The sequence below is a fragment of the Falsigemmobacter faecalis genome (assembly GCF_003863335.1).
In the GTDB taxonomy this organism is placed as follows: domain Bacteria; phylum Pseudomonadota; class Alphaproteobacteria; order Rhodobacterales; family Rhodobacteraceae; genus Wagnerdoeblera; species Wagnerdoeblera faecalis.
Window position 1 is genome coordinate 24166 of sequence record NZ_RRAZ01000004.1, and the last position, 21371, is coordinate 45536.

Genomic DNA, 21371 nt, shown 5'->3' on the forward strand with positions numbered 1-21371 from the left:
GACACAGAGGACCGGAACCGCGGTCCCCGACTGGTTAACGGAAATCAACCTTAAGTTGATTCGACTGCGCCGCCTGCGTCAACCCTCTTGTGCCTGCCGGACAGCGCCGGGCTTACCCGACCCGCAAAAGGCAGCCCGCTGCGGCGCGGCGCATGGCCCGGGTCAGCGGCTGCAGGATCCCCGCCGCCTGCCGCGTATACTGCCAGTAAAGCGGCACATCGAGCACCTGGCCCGGGATCACCTCACACAGCCGCCCCGCGGCGATATGATCGCGCACCAGGGCCTCGGGGTTCATCCCCCAGCCAAGCCCCGCCAGCGCCCCGTCCACAAAGCCCTGCGAAGAGGCCAGCCGATGCGTGCGATAGGCAAGCGGCCGCCCGGTCACCTGCGCCAGCCAGTCCGACTGCAGCCGGTCCTTGTCGGAAAAGGTGATCGCCGGGGCATGAGCGAGGCTCTCTGCGGTGACCCCACTTGCAAACCAGCGCGTCATAAAGCCGGGGCTGGCGGTCGCAAGATAACGCAAAGCGCCCAGCGCCTCGGTCTCGCAGCCCTGCAGGGGGCCGGGGTGCGAAGTGACGGCCCCCGCCACATCACCGCGCTTCAGCCAGTCCTGCGAAAAGCTCTGATCGTCGATCTCCAGATCGAAAAGCACCCCCTCCACTTCGGCCAGCGCCGGGATGACCCAGGTGGCAAGGCTGTCGGCATTGACCGCCAGCCGCAGGGTGACCGGCCCCTGCCCTTCGAGATCCAGATCCCGCGCAAGTCCCGCCTCCAGCAGCGAAAGCTCTTCAAAATGGCGGATCAGCCGCAGCCCCGCCGGGGTGGCGCGCGCAGGGGTTCCACGGCGGATCAACAGACAGCCGATGCGCTCTTCCAGCGCCTTCAGCCGCAGCGAGACCGCAGGCGGCGTGACCCCGAGTTGCGAGGCCGCGGCCTCAAAACTGCCGCGGCGGTAAATGGCCGCGAGGGCCGCAAGCTGGCCGGGATCAATCATAAGCGCGCCTTATCTGAGGAAAGGATCTTTAATTTGCCTTATCCTGCACCAGAGGCCAGGAGAGAGGCAACGAAAGGATTTCCCATGCTTCAGGCCCTCCTGGCAGGCTTTGCCACCAGCTTTGGATTGATCGCCGCGATCGGGGCGCAAAACGCCTTCGTGCTGCGCCAGGGGCTGCGGCGGGAACATGTGGGGCCGGTGGTGGCGATCTGTGCGCTGTCCGATGCGCTGCTGATCGCGGCCGGGGTCGGCGGCTTTGGCGCGCTGGTCCGGGCCACGCCCTGGCTGGGGCCGCTGATGATGTGGCTTGGCGCGGTTTTTCTCTTTTACTACGGGTCCTTGCGTTTTCGCGCGGCGCTGAAGGGGGGCGCGGCGCTGATGCCTGCCGAAGGCCAGTCGGTGCCTTTGGGCAAGACCATTGCCACCTGCCTTCTCTTCACCTGGGCCAATCCGCATGTCTATCTCGATACCGTGGTGCTGCTCGGCGGGCTCTCGGCACAATATGCGCCTTTCCAATGGGTCTTTGGCCTTGCGGGGGCTGCAGCCTCGGTGATCTTTTTCTCGGCGCTTGGCTTTGGGGCGCGGCTGATGGCACCGCTTTTTGCACAGCCGAAAGCCTGGGTGGTGCTGGAGGGCGTCGTGGGCTGCACCATGTGGCTGATCGCCCTCTCGCTGGTGCTGCGGGGGCTGTGACATGGTCTGGGGAATTGACCGCCCCGCCGCTTCGGGGCAGAAGGCCTTATGCTGATTTATAAGATCTTCCGCCGCCCTGAGTATGAAGCTTTCACCAGTGCCGGACGCACCTCGGGCGCGCCGGTTGATCTGGCCGATGGCTATATTCACTTCTCCACCGCCGCCCAGGTCCGCGAAACCGCGGCCAAGCACTTCAAAGGCGAAGCGGATCTGATCCTGCTCGCTCTTGAGGCCGAAGCCCTGGGCGATGCGCTGAAGTGGGAGCCCTCGCGCGGCGGCGCGCTCTTTCCCCATCTCTATCGTGACCTGACCCGCGCTGATGTGCTGTGGCAGGCGCCTTTGCCGCTTACGCTGAACGCGCAGGGGCATGACTTCCCGGAAGGTGTATTGTGAAGCAACTGGTCGAAACTCTCGGGCTGAAGGCCCTTCATAAACTCGACCCCGAGCAGGCCCATCACCTCTCGATCCGCGCGCTGCAAACGGGCCTCGTGCCGATGTCGGGGCTGATCACCTCGCCGCGGCTGAAGACCACGGTGGGCGGGCTGGATCTGCCGAACCCGGTGGGGCTGGCAGCGGGCTATGACAAAAACGCGCAAGTGGTGGACCAGCTTTGCAAAGCGGGTTTCGGCTTTGTGGAAGTGGGGGCGGCAACCCCGCGCCCACAGCCAGGCAACCCGAAACCGCGTCTCTTCCGGCTGACCGAGGACCGCGCGGTCATCAACCGCTTTGGCTTTAACAATGAAGGCGCAGATGCGATTGCCGCGCGCCTGCGCGCCCGCACCCTGGGCGCGGTGCCGGTGGGTCTGAACCTCGGCGCCAATAAAGACAGCATCGACCGCGCCGGGGATTTCGCCCATGTGCTGCGGGTCTGCGGTCCGTTCATTGATTTTGCGACCGTGAATGTGTCGTCGCCCAATACCGAAAAGCTGCGCGATCTTCAGGGGGCAGCCGCGCTTTCGGCGCTGCTCGCCGGTGTGATGGAGGCGCGGTCGGGCCTCAGCCGCCGCATCCCGGTCTTCCTGAAGATCGCCCCCGATCTCAACAGCGAGGAGATCGCTGAAATCGGTGAAGTGGCGCTGGCCTCGGGCCTTGATGCGGTGATCACCACCAATACGACGCTCGCGCGCGAGGGGCTGGCCTCTGCGCATAAGGGCGAGACCGGCGGCATGTCGGGCGCGCCGCTCTTTGAGAAATCCACCCGGGTTCTGGCGCAGCTCTCCAAAGCCACCGAGGGGAAAATCCCGCTGATCGGCGTCGGCGGCATCTCAACGCCGGAGCAGGCGATTGCCAAACTGCAGGCCGGTGCCAGCGCGGTGCAGGTCTATTCCGCCCTCGTCTATGAGGGGCTCTCGCTGATCCCGCGCATCGTCCGGGGCATTGAGAGCCACCTGCAGGCCACCGGCCTTGCCAATGTCTCGGCCCTGACCGGCTCGGGCCGCGATCAGTGGCTCTGACGCTCTGGCATAACCCGCGCTGCTCCACCTCGCGCCGCGCGGTGGAGCTTTTGCAGGCGGCGGGGGCGGAGATACAGATCCGCCTTTACCTTCAGGACCCGCCCTCACGGGCAGAGCTGACAGCCCTCGGCCTGCCCGCTGCGCAATTGCTGCGCCGCAAAGACGCCCCCGAAGCGGCAGACTACAGCGCCGCGCAGATCTTTGATCTGCTGGCCGCCGAGCCCCGCCTGATAGAGCGCCCGATCCTTCTGTCGCCCCGGAGCGCCGCAATCGGCCGCCCCCCGGAAGCCCTGCTTAAGCTGCTGGAAAAGCCCCTCTGAAGGCTTAACTCAGCAATCTGGCAAGCTCCCCTGCCCTGAGCTGAAGGCCGCAGCTTTCACCACGGCCCGCTCAACGCCCGAAAACGGGTGGGGTGTGGGGAGGGTGGTAAACCCTCCCCACCCTTCCTTTTTCAGCGCATCCACAGCCGCCCCATGCAAAAGGCCGCAGCTCTCGCCACGGCCCGCTCAGCGCCCGAAAACGGGTGGGGCGCGGGGAGGGTGGTAAACCCTCCCCGCACTTCCCTGTTCTTATGCGTTGAAAAGGAAATGCAGCACGTCGCCGTCCTTCACCTCATAGGTCTTGCCTTCCAGCCGGAACTTGCCGTTTTCACGGGCACCCGCCTCACCATTGCCGGCGATGTAATCGTCATAAGCGATGGTCTCAGAGCGGATGAAGCCGCGCTCAAAATCGCCGTGGATCACGCCCGCAGCACCCGGCGCCAGGGTGCCTTTGGTGATGGTCCAGGCGCGGGCCTCTTTCGGGCCGACGGTGAAATAGGTCTGCAGACCCAGCAGCGCATAGCCCGCGCGGATCAGACGGTCGAGACCGGCCTCTTCCAGACCCATTTCGCCCAGGAATTCTGCCGCATCCTCAGACGGCATCTGCGCCAGCTCTTCTTCGATCCGGGCCGAGATCACCACGGTGCCCGCACCCTGCGCCGCAGCCATGACCGCCACACGCTCAGATTCGCTGTTGCCGGTTGCGGCCTTCGCCTCTTCGACGTTGCAGACGAAGAGAACCGGCTTTGCGGTCAGCAGCTGCAGCATATCCCAGGCTTTGCGGTCGTCTTCCGAGATCGCAACCGTGCGCGCAGGCTTGCCGTCTTCCAGCACCTTTTGCGCCAGCGCCAGCAGACGGTCCTGATCGGCGGCCTCTTTGTCGCCCCCGCGCAGCTTGCGCACCAGATTGGCGCGGCGGCGCTCGATGCTGTCGAGATCGGCCAGCATCAGCTCGGTCTCGATGGTCTCAGCATCCGCGACCGGATCGATACGACCCTCAACATGGGTGATATCGCCGTCTTCAAAGCAGCGCAGCACATGCGCAATCGCATCGCATTCGCGGATATTGGCCAGGAACTGGTTCCCCAGCCCCTCCCCGCGCGAGGCCCCGCGCACGAGACCCGCGATATCGACGAAGGTCATCCGCGCCGGCAGGATCTGTTTCGAGCCTGCAATCGCGGCCAGTTTATCAAGACGCGCGTCCGGCACCGAGACCTCTCCGACGTTCGGCTCAATGGTGCAGAACGGGAAATTGGCGGCCTGGGCCGCAGCGGTGCGCGTCAGCGCGTTGAAAAGCGTGGATTTGCCAACATTCGGCAGACCCACGATGCCCATTTTAAAACCCATGGTTCCCTCCGGAGGCTGGTGTCGGTGCTGCTTCTAGGGCCTGACCCCAGTGGGATCAAGCGGCGAGACCTCCCGCAGCCCTGCGACAGCTGCGACGAAGCGGCTGAGAGGCCCCTCAGACCTGCTGCGAAGCCGCGCCCGTCCCCCCTTTGTGAGACCAGTCATCGTTCCATTTGCCGTTAAAGAGCAGCCGCGCCGCCGCAGAGCGATCAATCCACACGGCTCCCTGCCACGAGATCACCAGCGTCAGCGCACAGATCAGCCCGTATTCCAGCACCAGCGGCAGATCGACGGCGAAGAAGGCCACCCCCGGAAGGACGATCAGCGGCTGATGGATCAGACAGACGCTGAACGACAGATCCGCCGCACGCCGAATGAAGGGATGCGGGCGATCCAGCCAGCGATAAGCCAGCGCAACCAGCAGACGGGTGACGCAAAGCCCGCTCAGCGCCTGAGCAAGCTTGCGCTGTCCGGCGGGCACCTCCAGCCAATAGGCTGCCATGGCCAGAAGCAGGAATCCGACACCAAAGATCACCGCCGCGGGTGTCAGACGGCGATAACGCTCAAGAAACACCGGGCTCAGCGCCAGAGCCGCCCCCGGCGCGAAATGCGGCAGATAAACGAAAACGCTTTCAAAAGGCTCGCTCAGCCCTTTCGCCAGCAGCCCCTGCGCCACCAGCATGGCGAGGAAGGTCACGACAAAGGGGCGCAGAACGCTTCCGGAGAGGCCAGGGCACCCCGGCGCCGCGCCAGAGCCTGGACGCCCGGGCGCATGCTCAGGCGCTGTGCCAGCGCCATCAGCAGGATCAGAATCAGCAGCACTTCCAGAAACCACATATGCTGCAACAATCCGCGTGCCCCGATCGGGCTCAGCGCCGCAATCGCTTCGCCTGAGAAGTCACACCTGCCGTCATGGCAAAGGCCCTGCAGCCAGACGGTGGAGGTATTGAAGAGAACCCCCGCCGTCACCACCGGCAGCAGAATGCGCATCGCCCGCGTTGCCAGCCATTCCCCCGGCGGCCTGCGGTTCAAAAGCCAGGCACTGAAAAAGCCGGAGATCACAAAAAACGCCGCCATCCGGAACGCCTGGCTGACAGCCCCGGGCCAGACCTGCCAGGGGCTGCGCCCGGCCGCGCTGATCAGCCAGTCCAGCGCCGGCGAACAGATCAGCGAAGCGTGGTAGAAAATTCCTGAAAAGAGGCAGAACGCCCTTAAGGCGTCGAGGTAGTGCAGGCGCGCGTTCATCAGAAGCCCTCGCTTGCAGCAACCGCAGGGTCCGGGGACGCGCGGTCACTGACTGGCCAGGACCGGCAGCCTTGCGCCGCCGGTCGGGGGGCGCCGGACAGGAAGGATCGGGCGGGAGAACAATTTGACATTTTGAAGCGCCGCTTGCCTTTTCCGCCCCGCTGCCGCATCACCGAAGCGGAATTACCGGAGGCCTGACCCGTGACCCGTATTGATCAGACATTCGCCCGCCTGCGCGCCGAGGGGCGCAAGGCATTTGTCACCTATATCATGGGCGGCGATCCGACCTTTGAGACCTCGCTTGAGGTGATGAAGGGCCTGCCGGGGGCGGGCGTGGATGTGATCGAGCTGGGCATGTGCTTCACCGATCCGATGGCGGATGGCCCGACCATCCAGGCCGCAGGCCAGCGCGCGCTCGATCACGGGATGAACACCGACCGGGTCTTTGAGATGGCCCGCGCCTTCCGCGCCACGGACGACAGCACGCCGATCGTGCTGATGGGCTATTACAACCCCGTCTATGCCCGCGGCGTGGACCGTTTTCTGGCTGAGGCGAAGGAGGCCGGGATCGATGGTCTGATCATCGTCGATCTGCCGCCCGAGGAAGACAGCGAGCTGTGCCTGCCCGCCCAGGCCGCAGGACTGAACTTTATCCGCCTCGCCACGCCGACGACCGATGCCGCGCGGCTGCCGCGGGTGCTGCAAAACACCTCCGGCTTTGTCTATTATGTCTCGATCAACGGCATCACCGGCTCTGCGGCGCCGAGTGCCGACAGCGTCGGCCCGGAAGTCGCCCGCATCAAAGAGGCGACCGATCTGCCGGTGGTGGTGGGCTTTGGCATCTCCACCCCTGAGGGGGCTGAAGTCATGGCCCGCGTCGGCGATGGCTGCGTGGTGGGCTCTGCCATCGTGAAGCTGATCGGCGAAGGCCGCCCCGTGGCGGAAGTGCTCTCCCGCGTGGCCGCACTGGCCGAGGGCGCGCACCGCGGCTGAGCCGGTTTACAGTCTCTGAAACCCCGTCCGGCCCCGCGCCAGGCGGGGTTTTTCTGTCTTCAGCCTTTCTTAATTCCGCGCTGCGATGCTCGGCGGGAAGATGAAAGGACAGCAGTGTGCGCAGGATAGCCGCCCCCGGCATCGTGGGGGAAACCGTAACCGAAACCGGTGATCTGACGATCGTCCGCTGGACCTGGACCGGCGGCGCGCGCTCAGAGGCCGTAACGCTGCCATTCCCGCGCCACGTCGCGGTACAAAGCGGCGCTTTCACCCTCACCACCCCTGAGGGAGAGCGCCTCCTCAGCGCCAGCGACAGCGCCAGCATTCCGGTGGGCGCGCTCCACCAGCTGCACTGCCGGAGCGCCGGGGTGACGCTTGACGAAGTTGTCTCTGCCGCCTCCGTGCCCCCCGTCCCTCCCCCGGACGCGGGCCGCAAGCCCCGGCGACGTCGGACGGCGAAGCGCGAATAGCCGGATATCAGTGCCGGGGTCTTGGGTAAGACACCAGGGCTGGAGGGGAAGGTCCTGCGCGGATCGAAGGCTCACCGCCCATGCATACCAGAGCAGCGCTCCGACTGCCGCTGCCACATGACAGGAGTGGCAACCGCTTCACTTCGACCGGGCCCTCGCCCCTGTCCACGGGGGATGGCGCGATCATGGTGGCCGATGCCGGAGTGACAGGAGTGACAGGAGTGACAGGAGTGACAGGAGTGACAGGAGTGACAGGATGATAGCGGCGGCAAAGGGGGTCAACCATCTGCGCCTCACCCCAGGAGCCATGCCACAATGCCCCGTGACACTGCGCGGCACAGAAGTGAGACGTAATGGCTCTGCGCCAGCAATCTTCGGACGAAAGCGATCGGCTCAGAAGGTCACGGGAAACTGGTCCGTCCGAAGCCATGCCGGAAGTGCTTCGAGCCTATTCCTGACAGGCTGCCAGTGGACACTCACGACGCCAGCCGACAGCGCGCGGAACTCATTTGCAACGGCTGACCGGAACCGCATCGCCCCCTCAGGTCTCTCAGGGCGTCGGCCTTTCCATCCACAAAGGGAGGCAGCATCATCCTGACATGGATCCCCCGGCACATAGCCTGTTGCCCCCTGCGGGTAAGTGAGTCTATCGCCCGGTTCTTCCCGGGGACCACAACCGCATTGAGAGGCCGGATGAGCCTTTTCGCAGGTGCCCGGATACCGCAGCGCAGCCTGAGCCGGCCCTTTGCCCCGACATCACCCATTTTGAGGCGGATGAGGCCGATGTCCCGACTGAAAGCCCAAAATCATCCATGGATCAGCACCATGCACCGGGCGTTGCCCCTTATTCCCCGCCGCTCTCGGGAGCCGGGCACTCTCTGGCCAGCCGCGATCCCGCGCAAAGCGACGCTTGGCTCCCTGCATCTGCCCCCCTCAAACCAGACCGATTGCCCCCGGCCCAGCGAACCAAGAGCAGGTGCCAATTGCATCTGCGGGCAAGGAGCGCAGGGCGGGCGACAGGCAAAAGCCCCATGGCCTGCCGGGGAGCTGTTTACAAAACAGGCCCCAAAGGGGCCTGTTCTATCGCGCGCCGCGCCTAAACCAAAAATCTCACTCAGCGGCGGTGGCTGAGGGGTTGTTCGGATGCTCGGTCCAATTGCTATAGGGCACCACATTGCGACCGGTGCGCGGATCGAGCGTGCCGAGCGGCAGCTCCTCCATGGTGATGCAGTTCTCGACCGGGCAGACGTTGACGCAAAGGTTGCAGGCGACGCATTCGGCGTCATTCACCTCAAAGACCCGGCCCGGCTTCATCAGGATGGCCTGGTGGCTGGTGTCCTCGCAGGCGGCATAACAGCGACCGCATTTGATACAGTCGTCCTGGCTGATCCGCGCCTTGGTGACATAATTCAGGTTCAGATGCTGCCATTCGACGAAATTCGGCACCGCGCGTCCGACCAGATCATCCAGCCGCATCTCTTTCTCGTCAAGGTATTGCGAAAGACCGGAAATCATCTCCTGCACAACCTTGAAGCCATAGGTCATCGCCGCCGTGCAGACCTGCACATTGCCCGCGCCCATGGCGAGAAACTCGGCCGCATCGCGCCAGGTGGTCACGCCGCCGATGCCGGAAATCGGCAGGCTCCGGGTCTCATCATGACGGGCGATCTCGCCCACCATATTCAACGCCATGGGCTTAACGGCAGGGCCGCAAAGGCCGCCGTGGCTGCCCTTGCCGTCGATCATCGGGAAGGGAGAGAAGTTGTCCAGATCGACATTGGTGATCGATTTCACCGTGTTGATCAGGCTGACCGCATCAGCGCCGCCGCGATGCGCCGCCACGGCCGGGGGCAGGATCGAGGTGACATTCGGGGTCAGCTTCACGATGCAGGGCATCCGCGAATATTGCTTCACCCAGCGGGTGACCATTTCGATATATTCCGGCACCTGACCCACGGCAGATCCCATGCCGCGCTCGGCCATGCCATGCGGGCAGCCGAAGTTCAGCTCAACGCCGTCAGCCTCGGTATCCTCAATCGCCTTCAGGATATTTTTCCAGCTGTCCTCATCACAGGGCACCATCAGCGAGATGACCAGCGCGCGGTCGCGCCACTTGCGCTTGACCTCTTTGATCTCGCGCAGGTTCACCTCCAGCGGGCGGTCGGTGATCAGCTCGATGTTATTCAGCGCCAGCAGGCGGCGGTCCGCGCCCCAGACCGCGCCATAGCGCGGCCCCGAGACATTGACCACCGGCGGCCCTTCGGAGCCGAGGGTCTTCCAGACCACCCCGCCCCAGCCCGCCTCATAGGCGCGCTCGACGTTATACTTCTTATCCGTCGGCGGCGCCGAGGCCAGCCAGAAGGGATTGGGGGATTTGATCCCGATGAAATTCGACGTGAGATCGGCCACGGCTGTCCTCCCGCTTGAGGTTAATGGCGAATGGCAAAAGAAAAGGCGCGCCTCTTTGCAGAGGCACGCCGATGAAATTCTGTCGAAAAGGGTCGGTCGGTCAGCGACCGGTCAGACGTTCCCAGATCCACCAGGCCGCATTGCCGCCCAGCTCGCCCGATTTCGGCACGAAGTAGGCCCAGGCGATGCAGCCGATCACATTGACCACCAGGAAAAGCGCCACATTCATCCGCGCGATCCCGGCCATCAGAAAGACCACCGCGCGCAGCGGGCCAAAGAAATGCCCGATCAGCACGGTGATGATGCCGTATTTCGCAAAGACTTTTGACGCCTGGCCCACCAGTTGCGGATAGCGGTTCATCGGCCACCAGCCCATGATGGTCGGGCCAAACCGCCAGCCCAGCAGATAGGAGATGGTCGAGCCGAGCATCGCCCCGATGCTGCCCCCGATCCAGATCGGCGTGAAGTCGAGCGCGCCGGTCGCCACCACCGCGCCGACCCCGATCAGGATCGCCGTTGAGGGAATGAGGATCGAGGCAAGCGCCAGGGTTTCGGCGAAGGCGAAGATAAAGGCAATCGGGCCAGCCCAGTCGCGATTGTCGCGCACGAACTGGATGGCAGTCTCGACGAGGGCTTCCAAAAGCGGGTCTCCGGATGATGGACAGGGGCCGCGCCGGAGCGCCGCCTCTGTCGTCTACAAATCCAAAGCCCCCCCTGCAAGCCATTGGCGTCAGGCCCCGCTCAGTTCGCTGTGAATGGCCTCAGCGGCATCGCGCCCCTCCGCCACGGCGGTGACGGTCAGATCTTCCCCGCCGGCCGCACAATCGCCCCCCGCCCAGACCCGGGCCATGGGGCGCTGCGCCATTTTCGCGCCTTCCGCCTGAAGGCCCGGCGGCAGCGCGCCCAGGCGCTGGCCGATGGCTTTGAAGACCTGATCGGCCTTCAGGGTGAAAGTCTCAGCCCCCGGCCTGCCGTCTTCGGTATAGGCAAAGGTCACGCTGCTGACCCGGCCCGCGCCTTCGATCTTCACCGGGGCCGCGCCATAGATGATCTTCACGCCGGTCTGCGCGGCGTGGTCCTGCTCATATTCACTGGCGCTCATGCGGTCTTTGCCACGGCGATAGACCATGGTGACGTTTTCCGCGCCAAGCAGCTTTGACTGCACAGCCGCATCCACCGCCGTCATGCCGCCGCCGATCACCACCACATCGCGCCCGACGGCCACCGAGGTGAAGTCGGACTGCCGCAGCCCGGCGATGAAATCGACGGCATCCTGCACGCCGTTTAACTCCTCCCCTTCCAGCAGCAGCGCGTTGACGCCGGAAAGACCGATCCCAAGGAAAACGGCGTCATATTGCGACTGCAGATCTGCAAGGGTGACATTTTCGCCTAAGGATTGCCCGGTGCGGATCTCAATGCCGCCGATCTGCAGCAGCCAGTCCACTTCGGCCTGGGCAAAGCCCTGGGTCGCCTTATAGGCCGCGATGCCATATTCATTGAGGCCCCCGGCTTTCGCGCGGCGCTCATAGATGACGACATCGTGACCCTTCATCGCCAGGCGATGCGCGCAGGACAGACCCGCCGGGCCCGCCCCCACCACAGCCACGCGCTTTCCGGTCGATGCCGCGCGGGTATAGGGGTGGGGATTCTCCATGGCGACGCCGGTGGCATAGCGCTGAAGCCGCCCGATCTCGACGGGCTTGCCCTCCGCCACCTCCCGCACACAGACCTCTTCGCAGAGCGTCTCTGTGGGGCAGACGCGGGCGCAGATGCCGCCAAGGATATTCTGATCCCAGATGGTTCTGGCCGCCGCCTCCGGGGTTCCGGTGGCGATCTGGCGGATGAAAAGCGGAATGTCGATCGAGGTCGGACAGGCCGTCATGCAGGGCGCATCATGGCAAAAATAACACCGATCCGCCGCCACACGCGCTTCATGCGCGTCAAAAGGCGGCTCGATGTCGTCAAAATTCGTCGCAATCTGATCGGCGGGCAGACGCCCCGGAACGATACCGGGGGTGAGCTGGCTGTAAGACAAGCGGGCCTCCCTTAGGCGGTATTCTCAATGTCAGTCGGTAGACTCAGGCTGACACAGGTCCGATTTTTATCAAGCGGTAAATTTTCACCGCAGCGTTTTTCCGGGCGCTGAGGCCCCTCCCGCGCAGCTTCTGCCTGAAGGAGAGGCATCGCAGCGCTTTTCCTTGCGACACTGAAGGCGTATATAGTCCCGCAGGCCCGTTCGTCGGGCAGAAGAATGAACCGGGGCGCGAGCCCCCGACTGGCTCCCCCGCGTGACAGCGCGACGCCGGTCTGGCGCGGAACCTGATCGAGGACGGCATGAGCAAAAACAATCACGAAGCCGATGTGGCTTTCATCCAGGCACTCGCAGAGCTGCTGAACCGTAACGAGCTGACCGAGCTTTCGGTAAAGCGCGAATATGGCGAAGACGACAGCCTTGACGTGCGCGTTGTGAAACAGGCGACCGTCGTGCAGGCAGCGCCCGTGACCTATGCGGCAGCCCCCGCAGCCGCCGCTCCGGCAGCCGCCGCAGCCCCGGCCGCCGCCGCGATCCCGGAAGATCCGGCGCAGCACCCGGGCGCGGTCACCTCGCCCATGGTCGGCACGGCTTATCTGGCCGCCGAGCCGGGTGCGGCTCCCTTCGTTTCGGTCGGCGCGCAGGTCTCGGAAGGCCAGACGCTGATGATCATCGAAGCGATGAAGACCATGAACCACATCCCGGCGCCGAAATCGGGCACCGTGAAGCGCATCGTGGTCACTGACGGCACGCCGGTTGAATTCGGCGCGCCGCTGATGATCATCGAGTGAGGTCAAAGGCATGTTCGACAAGATCCTGATCGCCAACCGGGGGGAGATCGCGCTGCGCGTGATCCGCGCCGCCCGTGAAATGGGGATCAAATCGGTCGCCGTGCATTCGACCGCGGATTCGGACGCCATGCATGTGCGCATGGCCGACGAGTCGGTCTGCATCGGCCCGCCGTCCTCAACCGACAGCTATCTGAAAAAGTCGGCCATCATCTCGGCCTGCGAGATCACCGGCGCACAGGCTGTGCACCCGGGCTATGGCTTCCTGTCGGAAAACGCTTCTTTCGCTCAGGCGCTGGAAGATCACGGCCTCGTCTTTATCGGCCCGACGGCGGAGCATATCCGCATCATGGGCGATAAGATCACCGCCAAAGAGACCGCGAAAGAACTGGGTATCCCGGTTGTTCCCGGCTCTGCCGGGGGTGTGCCGGACTTTGAAACCGCGCTGAAAGTGGCTGAAGAGATCGGCTATCCGATCATCATCAAAGCCACCGCAGGCGGCGGCGGCCGCGGCATGAAAGTGGCGCGCGATCCGTCGGAGCTGGAGGTGTCTTTCCGCACCGCCCGTTCGGAATCGAAAGCGGCTTTCGGCAACGACGAAGTCTATATCGAGAAATACCTGCAAAAGCCGCGCCACATTGAGGTGCAGGTTTTCGGCGACGGCAAAGGCAATGCGGTTCACCTCGGTGAGCGCGACTGCTCGCTGCAGCGCCGCCACCAGAAGGTCTTTGAGGAAGCCCCCGGCCCCTCGATCACGCCGAAACTCCGCTCGGAGATCGGTGAGGTCTGTGCATCGGCGATGCGCAAGCTGAAATATATCGGCGCGGGCACCATCGAGTTCCTTTACGAAGACGGTAAGTTCTATTTCATCGAAATGAACACCCGCCTTCAGGTGGAACACCCGGTCACCGAGGCGATCTTCGGTGTGGACCTCGTGCGTGAGCAGATCCGTGTGGCCGCCGGCATGCCGCTGTCGTTCACGCAGGATGAGCTGGAAATCAACGGCCACGCCATTGAGGTCCGGATCAACGCGGAGCGTCTGCCGAACTTCGCGCCCTGCCCTGGCACCGTGACCCAGTATCACGCCCCCGGCGGTCTGGGTGTGCGGATGGATTCGGCGCTTTACGACGGCTACCGCATCCCGCCTTACTACGACAGCCTGATCGGCAAGCTGATCGTGCATGGCCGCGACCGTCCCGAAGCGCTGTCGCGTCTGCGTCGCGCGCTTGGAGAACTGATCGTGGACGGCGTCGACACCACGGTGCCGCTGTTCAATGCCCTGCTGGCAGAGCCGGACATTCAAAACGGCGAATACTCCATCCACTGGCTTGAAAAGTGGCTGGACAAGCAATTCGGCTAAGCCCCGAGCTGCTGCTTCGCGCCTATGCCATGGGGATCTTCCCCATGGCAGAAGGCCGCGATGATCCCGAAATTCACTGGATCGACCCGCGACGGCGCGGGATTTTTCCGCTCGATCAGTTCCATATCTCGCGCTCGCTCGCCCGCCGCATCCGGCGTGGCGGTTATGAAGCGGTGGTGAATCAGGACTTCGCCGCAACGGTGCAGGCCTGCGCCGCCCGCGAAGAGACCTGGATCAATGAGGAAATCTTTACGCTTTATACCGCGCTTCATGCCGCAGGCTTTGCCCACAGCCAGGAAATCCGCATGGACGGAGCGCTGGTCGGCGGCGTTTACGGCGTGGTTCTGGGCGGGGCTTTCTTTGGCGAAAGCATGTTCTCACGCGTCACCGATGGCTCAAAACTGGCGCTGGCGCATCTGATGGCGCGGCTGCAGGCCGGGGGATTTACCCTCTTTGATACGCAGTTTCTGACGCCGCATCTTGCCTCACTCGGCGCCATCGAGATCCCGCGCGCAGAGTACCGCAGGCGGCTGACGCAGGCGCTGGAGACAGAGGCAGATTTCTTTCGCAGCCCCGGGGAGCTGCTTTAGGATCGTTGGCAAAGGCCGAAAGGCGCAGGGCTTTCTGCGGCCTGCGGGATGTCCGGCGCAGGGCTGAAATCCCCGCAAGGATTTCAGCAGGCAGTCAGTCGCCCGCCTGAAGACCCTCAGCTGAGTTTTTTCATATAGGTCCAGGTCGGCACACGGGCATTGCGCGCCACGCTGAAGGTCTCAGCATCGCCAAGATAGTCAAAGCCAGCCTGGGTCAGCACCCGCGCCGAGCCGGGGTTGTCCTGATGGACCGCCGCACAAATCGTGCGGTCGTTCAGCGGGTTGGCGGCAATCAGCGCCTTCACCGCCTCAGAGGCGATGCCGGTGTTCCAGAAAGCGGGGGCCACCCAATAGCCGATCTCCGACTGGCCCTGAATGACATGTTTCAGGCTGATGACGCCGATCACCTCAGGCCAGCCCGACCGGGTGCCGTCGATGATCCAGGCATCCTCTTCGCGGCCGGTTTTTGAGACACGCTCAACCCAGGCCTCCGTCGCACCAGGCGGCAGAGGATGCGGGATCGAGGAGGTCATCCGCGCCACGCGGGCATCGCCGGAGTGAAAGGCAAGAAGGCCGGCATCCGATTTGCGCACGGCACGCAGCTGAAAACGCTCTGCCATGATTGCAGGGGCCTGATCGGCCAGATGTTCCATCTTCATCGCTTTCCTCCCTGAAAAGCGCGTGGGGTGTCCATGGTCCCGTCCCGGCCGCCCGACCGGTCGTGATGACCAAATCCCCGGTTTCCCCCAAAAGGGTCGGGGGACCGGCGTTTCCGCCGATCCCCCGTTTACATTCCGAATGTAAAGGTTCGGCTTATTCTGCAGCTTCCGCGGTCTGGACGACCGAAATGAAGGTGCGGCCCTTGAGGCCTTTACGGAACTCAACGCGGCCGTCAGTGGTCGCGAAGATGGTGTGGTCTTTGCCCATACCAACGTTGTCGCCCGGGAACCATTTGGTGCCGCGCTGACGAACGATGATATTGCCGGCGATGCAGACCTGACCGCCGTAAAGTTTCACACCAAGGCGGCGACCGGCTGAGTCGCGGCCGTTGCGGGAGGAACCGCCAGCTTTTTTATGTGCCATGGGAGGTTACTCCTTATTTCGATTCGTGTGCTGCACGACGTGCGTCGGCAGTACCGGTTGCCGCAGCAACGCCCGAAGTTTCTGCGCCCGAAGCAAGGATGCCGGTGACGCGGACCAGGGTCAGCTTCTGACGGTGGCCTTTGGTGCGCTGCGACGAGTGCTTACGACGACGCTTGACGAAGTTGATCACTTTGTCAGCTTTGATCTGATCGATGACTTCAGCCTGAACAGCTGCACCGGCAACCAGCGGAGCGCCAACGGTCAGGGCTTCGCCACCAACCATGAGGATCTCGTTGAACTGGATTTTGTCGCCAGCGATTGCATCAAGCTTTTCAACGCGCAGGACGTCACCGGCCTGTACCTTGTATTGCTTGCCGCCAGTCTTGAGGACCGCAAACATGGTCTTTCCTTCCTACAGTTTCCGCGTCCTGCGGCCCCGGGGTGTGACCCGGCGTTGATGCCTTCGGACTGCGCGCCCCGGAGCGGGTTGACCCCGGCGGAGCGTCATAAAAGAACTCCGGCCCCGAGTCGCCCCGGTCCGGATGGGGGCTTGTCGCAAAAACGCCCCCCCTAAGTCAAGGCTTATGGCAGCCCCGGCAGGCAGTTTCGCCGTTTAAAATAAGGCTCAGATGTCGCGCCCGTTCAGCATCCCCGCCGCCGCCGTGCCCAGATCGCGCGACACGGTGACAAAGACCTTGTCAAAGGTCGCAAAGAGCGCGCGGTTCAGCAGCTGCCCGTCGGGGCTTTTGGAGAACGCAACATAGGCGCTGAGTTCGGCATCGCTTAACGGGCGGTAAGCCATGGCGAGATAAGGCAAAAGCCAGCCGGCAGTCTCTTCGCGGATCGCATCTTCCTGCGACCAGAGATCCGCCATCATATCCGGCTCGGGCACATCTTCGCCAAAGGCCCCGGCCGCGCGCATGCCCTGATAAAAGGCCAGATTGGCATTCATGCCGCCGGCTACGTTTTGCTCAATGAGATCATTGGTCTCGACCAGGGTCTCAATCAAAACAACGCGGCCGGGAAGATCGACACCAAAATTGCCCCAGGCCCGTTCTGCTGCCGCCTTGACGCGGTCATCCAGATAGGCCCTGCGCGCCGCAATCTCCAGATCACTGATCTTCTGCCCGGTGGGGCTGTCGAAAAAGGCCTTCATGCGGGCCAGGGCTTCGGGCTGGTTTTCCAGACGCTCTTCCAGATCCGCCTCGGCCAGCTCCTGCATGGTTGCGGCGTCATGAATACGCGCCACATCGCGGCGCCAGCGCGCCCCGCCTTCGCCGGGAAAGAGATCCGCCTGCAGGCTTTCGCCAAAGCGCAGCCCCTCATCCTGCAGCACCTCAAAAAGCTGAGTAAAGCGCATCGAGGCCGCCAGATCACGCACCGGGCCCGCCAGGCCCTGACCCGACATCAGACAAACCAGCAGGACCGGGGAAAGAAGACGCGCAAACATAGAAGGAAACTCCGACAGGATCCGTCTCTTTAGCCTGCCCTTTGGCCCTTGCGAAGGCCAGTGAAAAAAATGTGTGTTTTTTCCGACTTTTCCCCCTTGCAGCGGACCAGTGCCCTCAGTAGAAACCGCTTCATACGACCCCCAGATGCTCACGGAGAGGTGGCGGAGTGGTCGATCGCGCCGGTCTCGAAAACCGGAGTACCTGCAAGGGTACCGTGGGTTCGAATCCCACCCTCTCCGCCATCATCCCTTTGATGTGGCATCTGTTTTTCCAGATCTTTGCAAGCGTCGCTATCCCGCTGATCCGGCCGGTATGCGCTTTCGCACGCTCAGCGCGCGGCAAGCCGTCTCCTTCACCGCAAAGCTATATTCTCAGCCCCCTGCATCCCGCAGATCGGGGCTATGCTACAGCTTTCCGGCTGAAACCTCCGGATTTTGCAGATGCTGCCCCCGGGCGTGAGAGCCTTCAGCGCCCTGAACCGCCGGGACTACTGCCAGGCGGCGCTATCCGCTGACCGTCGCTCCAGTGCCAAGCGGGATGACCCGTGCAGCGGCCCCCGGCTCCGCAGAGAGCATCCGGGCCCTGGTCCGCGCCGGAAGATCGCCGCGAAGGCCCCCGCCAAGCACCTGACGCGGATGCTTTTCCCGAAGTCCCGCCCCCGCGCGGGCGGCGGATAAAAACTTCACCCCTCAGCCGCTTTCCCCCCTTGCAGCGCCCGAGCACCCCGGCTAAACACCGCCTCAGACGACCCCCAGATGTTCACGGAGAGGTGGCGGAGTGGTCGATCGCGCCGGTCTCGAAAACCGGAGTACCTGCAAGGGTACCGTGGGTTCGAATCCCACCCTCTCCGCCACATCCCTCAGGGGTGTGATACAATCCGGCTCCGGCCGGATTTTTTATTTTCCGACATAGGGTTGCACCCCGGGTCCTGTCTGAAAGACCCGGCCTGAGGTGAGGTAGAGATGAGCGCTTTGCAGCAAAGCCCCCTGGTCACCGCGACGGATCTTCTGCGGTTTTCGGCCTGCGCTCATGCCAGCGCGCTCGATCTGCAGGACATCGCGGCTGCCCCGCCAGAGGCAGGCCTTTCCGAAGCGGCAGAGGCGACCCTTCGCGCCATGCGCCGCGGCGAGGCGCTCGTATCGGATCCGGTCTTTCTCACCTCAGAGATCCTGGTGCGGGCCGATTTCCTGCAGCGGGTCGGGCATCCCTCGCGCCTCGGTGCTTTCAGCTATGAGCCGGGGGTGATCCGACCGGGCCCGCCGACCCCCGCAGAGATTATGACGCTTGCGCTTTGCGCCGATCTTCTGGCGATAGTTCAGGGCAATGTGCCGCGTCAGGGCCATATCAGCGCTGAGATCGGCGGCTGCGGGCCTGTGCCGTTGCAGGATTATCTCCACTACACCCGAAGCCTTCATGCGCGGCTGCGGGCCTTTGCGACCGATCCGCCCGTCACGCGCCCGCAGCCCTGTGCGGCCTGTGACACCTGCCGCTGGCAGCCCCGCTGTGCGGCGGGCTGGGAAGCCGCGGACAGCCTTTATCAGCTGCCAGGCCTGCGACGCGGGCAGGTGAAAAAGCTGGAGGCCGCCGGGGTGCAGACCCTGACGGCGCTTGCAGAACTGACCGCGCCACCGCGCGGCTTCGGCGAAGGCACGACCGCAGGGCTTGCCGCCCGCGCCCGGCTGCACCTCGCGCGCGCGCGCGGTCAAAGCGGCTGGGAGCCGCGACCGGCCAGCCCCGGTCAGGGCTTTGATCTGCTGCCCGAGCCGCAGGAGGGCGATCTTTTTTATGCGCTCTCCGGCGAGACCCACGCCCTGCGCCTGAACGAAACCACCCGCCTTTATGGGCCGGGCGGCACGGATCTGAGCGCCCTGCCCCTTGATCTGAAACACCATTTCGACAGCTTCCCCCGGGCGCAGATCTGCCATTTCGGCACCGAGCCGCTGACGGCGCTGAAACGGCTGATGATCGCGCTTGGCACCGGAGAGGCCTTCCTCGACCGGCTGCTGCGCGAGCGGCGTCTGACCGATCTGGCCGCCGTTTTGCGCGGCGCCTTTCTCAGCGCAAAGCCCCCGGCCCGGATCCGCGATCTGGCGGGCTTTGCGGGCGAGGCGCCCTCTGCCGCCGAGCCCTCCCCGGAAGAGGCCTGCCGGTTGACCGGGGCTTTGCGCGACTGGCTTTTGCAGCGCCGCCCCGACAGGCCCTGGCCGCAGCCCGCCCCAGAGGCTGCCGAAAAAGAGAGCTTTGAGGAGAGCGACAGCGCCGATCTGCGCCGCGCGCTGGCCGCCTCTGATCTGCCCCCCGCGCGGCAGGCGATGCTTTTTGATCTGGGGCTTTTTCATCAGCGCGAGGCAAAGCCCGCGCAATGGGCGGTCTTCGAGTCGCTGAGCAAAGACGAGGATGCGCTGCTGGAAGACCTCAATGCCCTTGCAGGGTTAAGGGCGATCGGGCCGCCGGAGCCGGTGAAACGCTCGTTTCAGCGCAGCTACCGCTTTGCACCGCAGGAGACGAAACTCCGGGCGGGAAAACGCGCGACACTGCCGGTCTCAGACGGTCCCCCCGCCTCGGTCACGATTGAGGCGCTGGACCGCCGCGCGGGGCGGATCACGCTGAAGGCCGGGCCGGGCAAAGCCGCGCTGCTCAGCGATCACCTGAGCCTGCATCCCGACTGGCCGCTGGAGACCAAAGTCCTGGCGGCGGCGCTGCGCGATGTGATCGACGATCAATGCGGCCCGCGCAGCTACCGCGCCGTTGACGATCTGCTGGCGCGGCGCGCGCCACGGCTGCACAGCGGCGAGCTGCAGACCGGGCCCGATCCGCTGAGCGCAGTGATCGCGGCGACGACCGCCATGGACCAGAGCCTGCTGCCGATCCAGGGGCCGCCTGGCACCGGCAAAACCTATGTCACCGCCCGCGCGATCCTGGCGCTGTTGCGGCAGGGCGCGCGGGTGGGTGTCACCTCCAACAGCCATGAGGCGATCCGCAATGTGCTGACGGGCTGCCTTTCGGCGGCCGCCGAAGAGAGCCTGCCCTGTCCGATTGATATCGTTCACAAAACCTCTGGCAGCGAGGATGGCTACCCCGCGGACAGCCCGGTGCGCCGCACCGGCAGCAATGACGAGGCCGCCGGCGGGCGGCAGATCGTCGGCGCGACGGCCTGGTTCTTTTGCCGCGATGAGAATATCCAGGCTTTTGACTGGCTCTTCGTGGATGAAGCCGGTCAGGTCGGCCTGGCCAATATGGCGGCCATGGGGCGGGCGGCCAAAAATATCGTGCTGGTGGGCGATCCGCAGCAATTGCCCCAGGTGATCCAGGGCGCGCATCCCGACCCGGCGGGGCGCTCCTGCCTGGAGTGGATGATCGGCGAGGGCGGGACGGTGACGCCGGATCGCGGGATCTTTTTGTCGGTCTCGCGCCGGATGCATCCGCAGGTCTGCGGCTTTATCTCGGATCAGGTCTATGGCGGGCGGCTTGAAAGCCACCCTGAAACGGCAGATCAGGGGGTGACGGGCACCCGCTATCCCCAGGCCGGGGCCTTCTTCGTGCCGCTGGCGCATGAAGGGAACACCCAGATCGCACCAGAGGAGGCCGAGGCAATCCGCGTCACCGTTGCGGAGCTGCTGTCGGGTCAGTGGCAGGGAAAGACCGGCGCCCCGCGCCCGCTGTCTCTGCGCGATATCATGGTCGTGGCGCCCTTTAATGCCCAGGTCAATGCGCTGCGCGAGGTCATGCCGCAGGGCATTCGGGTCGGCACGGTGGACACATTTCAGGGCCAGGAAGCGCCGGTCTGCCTTGTTTCTATGACGGCCTCATCTGCAGAAGAGAGTGCCCGGGGGATGGACTTTCTTTTGTCGCTCAACCGCATCAATGTGGCGGTCTCGCGCGCGAAAGGCTTAGCGCTGGTCTTTGGCGCGTCGCGCCTGCGCGAGGCGGCCTGCACCACGGTCGAAGAGATGCGCCTCGTCAATACACTCTGCGCGCTGCCGCTGTGCCCGGCCCCTGCCCCGGAACGTCCGGATTTGTGATCGATCCGGCCGGGGGCTGGTCACGAAGGGCTTGTCGGACCGCCTGCGCATCCGGCCTGTTACCGCTTATTGCCCAGGCTTTGCCAGTGTCCCTGACCTCATCGCCGAGCAAAGCGCCTT

At 64.3% G+C, this 21371-nt stretch carries 21 protein-coding genes and 2 tRNA genes; 12 read left to right on the forward strand and 11 right to left on the reverse strand.

What is annotated here, in order from left to right; translation table 11 throughout:
- Positions 1-112 precede the first annotated feature (112 nt).
- The gene (locus EG244_RS03360; protein WP_124963607.1) at positions 113-994 is read right to left on the reverse strand and encodes a LysR family transcriptional regulator ArgP; all 882 of its coding nucleotides are present in this window, start codon (positions 992-994) and stop codon (positions 113-115) included.
- A gap of 84 nt (positions 995-1078) precedes the next feature.
- Here EG244_RS03360 and EG244_RS03365 point away from each other — a divergent pair, with 84 nt between their 5' ends.
- From EG244_RS03365 to EG244_RS03380, 4 genes are read left to right on the forward strand one after another with little or no spacing between them, the layout of a single operon-like run.
- Positions 1079-1687 carry a LysE/ArgO family amino acid transporter gene (locus EG244_RS03365; RefSeq protein WP_124963608.1) on the forward strand — a complete coding sequence of 203 codons (609 nt, stop codon included), beginning with the start codon at positions 1079-1081 and terminating at the stop codon, positions 1685-1687.
- A 48-nt stretch (positions 1688-1735) separates the two neighbouring features.
- On the forward strand, positions 1736-2080 hold the full coding sequence (locus tag EG244_RS03370) for a DUF952 domain-containing protein (protein ID WP_124963609.1): 345 nt from the start codon (positions 1736-1738) through the stop codon (positions 2078-2080).
- 5 nt (positions 2081-2085) lie between these two features.
- A complete protein-coding gene (locus EG244_RS03375; RefSeq protein ID WP_124963756.1) occupies positions 2086-3141 on the forward strand; it encodes a quinone-dependent dihydroorotate dehydrogenase in 1056 nt (351 codons plus the stop codon).
- Positions 3132-3461, forward strand: a complete 330-nt coding sequence (locus tag EG244_RS03380) for an ArsC/Spx/MgsR family protein (protein ID WP_233588905.1) — start codon at positions 3132-3134, stop codon at positions 3459-3461. The genes EG244_RS03375 and EG244_RS03380 overlap by 10 nt, the downstream gene beginning before the upstream one ends.
- A gap of 249 nt (positions 3462-3710) precedes the next feature.
- On the opposite strand, the gene ychF is transcribed toward EG244_RS03380, so the two are convergent.
- The 3 genes from ychF to EG244_RS03395 form a co-directional block, all read right to left on the reverse strand.
- Positions 3711-4808, reverse strand: a complete 1098-nt coding sequence (ychF, locus tag EG244_RS03385; RefSeq protein WP_124963610.1) for a redox-regulated ATPase YchF — start codon at positions 4806-4808, stop codon at positions 3711-3713.
- A gap of 115 nt (positions 4809-4923) precedes the next feature.
- Positions 4924-5505, reverse strand: coding sequence for an acyltransferase family protein (locus tag EG244_RS03390; protein WP_124963611.1), 582 nt, complete (start codon positions 5503-5505; stop codon positions 4924-4926).
- Positions 5502-6053, reverse strand: coding sequence for an acyltransferase family protein (locus tag EG244_RS03395; RefSeq protein ID WP_124963612.1), 552 nt, complete (start codon positions 6051-6053; stop codon positions 5502-5504). The genes EG244_RS03390 and EG244_RS03395 overlap by 4 nt, the downstream gene beginning before the upstream one ends.
- 201 nt (positions 6054-6254) lie before the next feature.
- On the opposite strand from EG244_RS03395, the gene trpA reads away from it, so the two are divergent.
- Positions 6255-7046 (forward strand): tryptophan synthase subunit alpha, encoded by a 792-nt coding sequence (gene trpA, locus EG244_RS03400; RefSeq protein WP_124963613.1) that lies wholly within the window; start codon positions 6255-6257, stop codon positions 7044-7046.
- Positions 7047-7162: 116 nt separating this feature from the next.
- On the forward strand, positions 7163-7516 hold the full coding sequence (locus tag EG244_RS03405) for a cupin domain-containing protein (RefSeq protein ID WP_124963614.1): 354 nt from the start codon (positions 7163-7165) through the stop codon (positions 7514-7516).
- 1110 nt (positions 7517-8626) lie between these two features.
- On the opposite strand, the gene preA is transcribed toward EG244_RS03405, so the two are convergent.
- The 3 genes from preA to EG244_RS03425 form a co-directional block, all read right to left on the reverse strand.
- On the reverse strand, positions 8627-9925 hold the full coding sequence (gene preA / locus EG244_RS03415) for an NAD-dependent dihydropyrimidine dehydrogenase subunit PreA (protein ID WP_124963616.1): 1299 nt from the start codon (positions 9923-9925) through the stop codon (positions 8627-8629).
- Between the two features lie 100 nt (positions 9926-10025).
- Positions 10026-10565 carry a DedA family protein gene (locus EG244_RS03420; RefSeq protein ID WP_124963617.1) on the reverse strand — a complete coding sequence of 180 codons (540 nt, stop codon included), beginning with the start codon at positions 10563-10565 and terminating at the stop codon, positions 10026-10028.
- A gap of 90 nt (positions 10566-10655) precedes the next feature.
- The gene (locus tag EG244_RS03425; RefSeq protein WP_124963618.1) at positions 10656-11960 is read right to left on the reverse strand and encodes an NAD(P)-dependent oxidoreductase; all 1305 of its coding nucleotides are present in this window, start codon (positions 11958-11960) and stop codon (positions 10656-10658) included.
- Positions 11961-12259: 299 nt separating this feature from the next.
- Here EG244_RS03425 and accB point away from each other — a divergent pair, with 299 nt between their 5' ends.
- The 3 genes from accB to aat are packed head-to-tail and all read left to right on the forward strand — an operon-like array spanning position 12260 to position 14695.
- Positions 12260-12748 (forward strand): acetyl-CoA carboxylase biotin carboxyl carrier protein, encoded by a 489-nt coding sequence (gene accB, locus EG244_RS03430; RefSeq protein ID WP_124963619.1) that lies wholly within the window; start codon positions 12260-12262, stop codon positions 12746-12748.
- A 10-nt stretch (positions 12749-12758) separates the two neighbouring features.
- Positions 12759-14105: an acetyl-CoA carboxylase biotin carboxylase subunit gene (accC, locus tag EG244_RS03435; RefSeq protein ID WP_124963620.1), complete on the forward strand. Its 1347-nt coding sequence runs from the start codon at positions 12759-12761 to the stop codon at positions 14103-14105.
- Positions 14096-14695: a leucyl/phenylalanyl-tRNA--protein transferase gene (aat, locus tag EG244_RS03440; RefSeq protein WP_124963758.1), complete on the forward strand. Its 600-nt coding sequence runs from the start codon at positions 14096-14098 to the stop codon at positions 14693-14695. Before accC ends, aat begins: the two co-directional genes overlap by 10 nt.
- 116 nt (positions 14696-14811) lie before the next feature.
- Here the strand turns inward: aat and EG244_RS03445 are convergent, their stop codons facing one another.
- The 4 genes from EG244_RS03445 to EG244_RS03460 form a co-directional block, all read right to left on the reverse strand.
- The gene (locus EG244_RS03445; RefSeq protein WP_124963621.1) at positions 14812-15354 is read right to left on the reverse strand and encodes a GNAT family N-acetyltransferase; all 543 of its coding nucleotides are present in this window, start codon (positions 15352-15354) and stop codon (positions 14812-14814) included.
- A 154-nt stretch (positions 15355-15508) separates the two neighbouring features.
- Positions 15509-15778, reverse strand: a complete 270-nt coding sequence (gene rpmA, locus EG244_RS03450; RefSeq protein ID WP_124963622.1) for a 50S ribosomal protein L27 — start codon at positions 15776-15778, stop codon at positions 15509-15511.
- 13 nt (positions 15779-15791) lie between these two features.
- A complete protein-coding gene (gene rplU / locus EG244_RS03455; RefSeq protein ID WP_124963623.1) occupies positions 15792-16178 on the reverse strand; it encodes a 50S ribosomal protein L21 in 387 nt (128 codons plus the stop codon).
- A gap of 225 nt (positions 16179-16403) precedes the next feature.
- The gene (locus EG244_RS03460) at positions 16404-17228 is read right to left on the reverse strand and encodes a DUF2059 domain-containing protein (protein WP_124963624.1); all 825 of its coding nucleotides are present in this window, start codon (positions 17226-17228) and stop codon (positions 16404-16406) included.
- Positions 17229-17381: 153 nt separating this feature from the next.
- On the opposite strand from EG244_RS03460, the gene EG244_RS03465 reads away from it, so the two are divergent.
- The 3 genes from EG244_RS03465 to EG244_RS03475 all read left to right on the forward strand — a co-directional run bounded on the left by EG244_RS03465 (position 17382) and on the right by EG244_RS03475 (position 21251).
- A tRNA-Ser gene (locus EG244_RS03465) sits at positions 17382-17471 on the forward strand.
- Positions 17472-17992: 521 nt separating this feature from the next.
- A tRNA-Ser gene (locus tag EG244_RS03470) sits at positions 17993-18082 on the forward strand.
- 109 nt (positions 18083-18191) lie between these two features.
- The gene (locus EG244_RS03475) at positions 18192-21251 is read left to right on the forward strand and encodes a bifunctional RecB family nuclease/DEAD/DEAH box helicase (protein WP_124963625.1); all 3060 of its coding nucleotides are present in this window, start codon (positions 18192-18194) and stop codon (positions 21249-21251) included.
- The last annotated feature ends 120 nt before the right edge of the window (positions 21252-21371 follow it).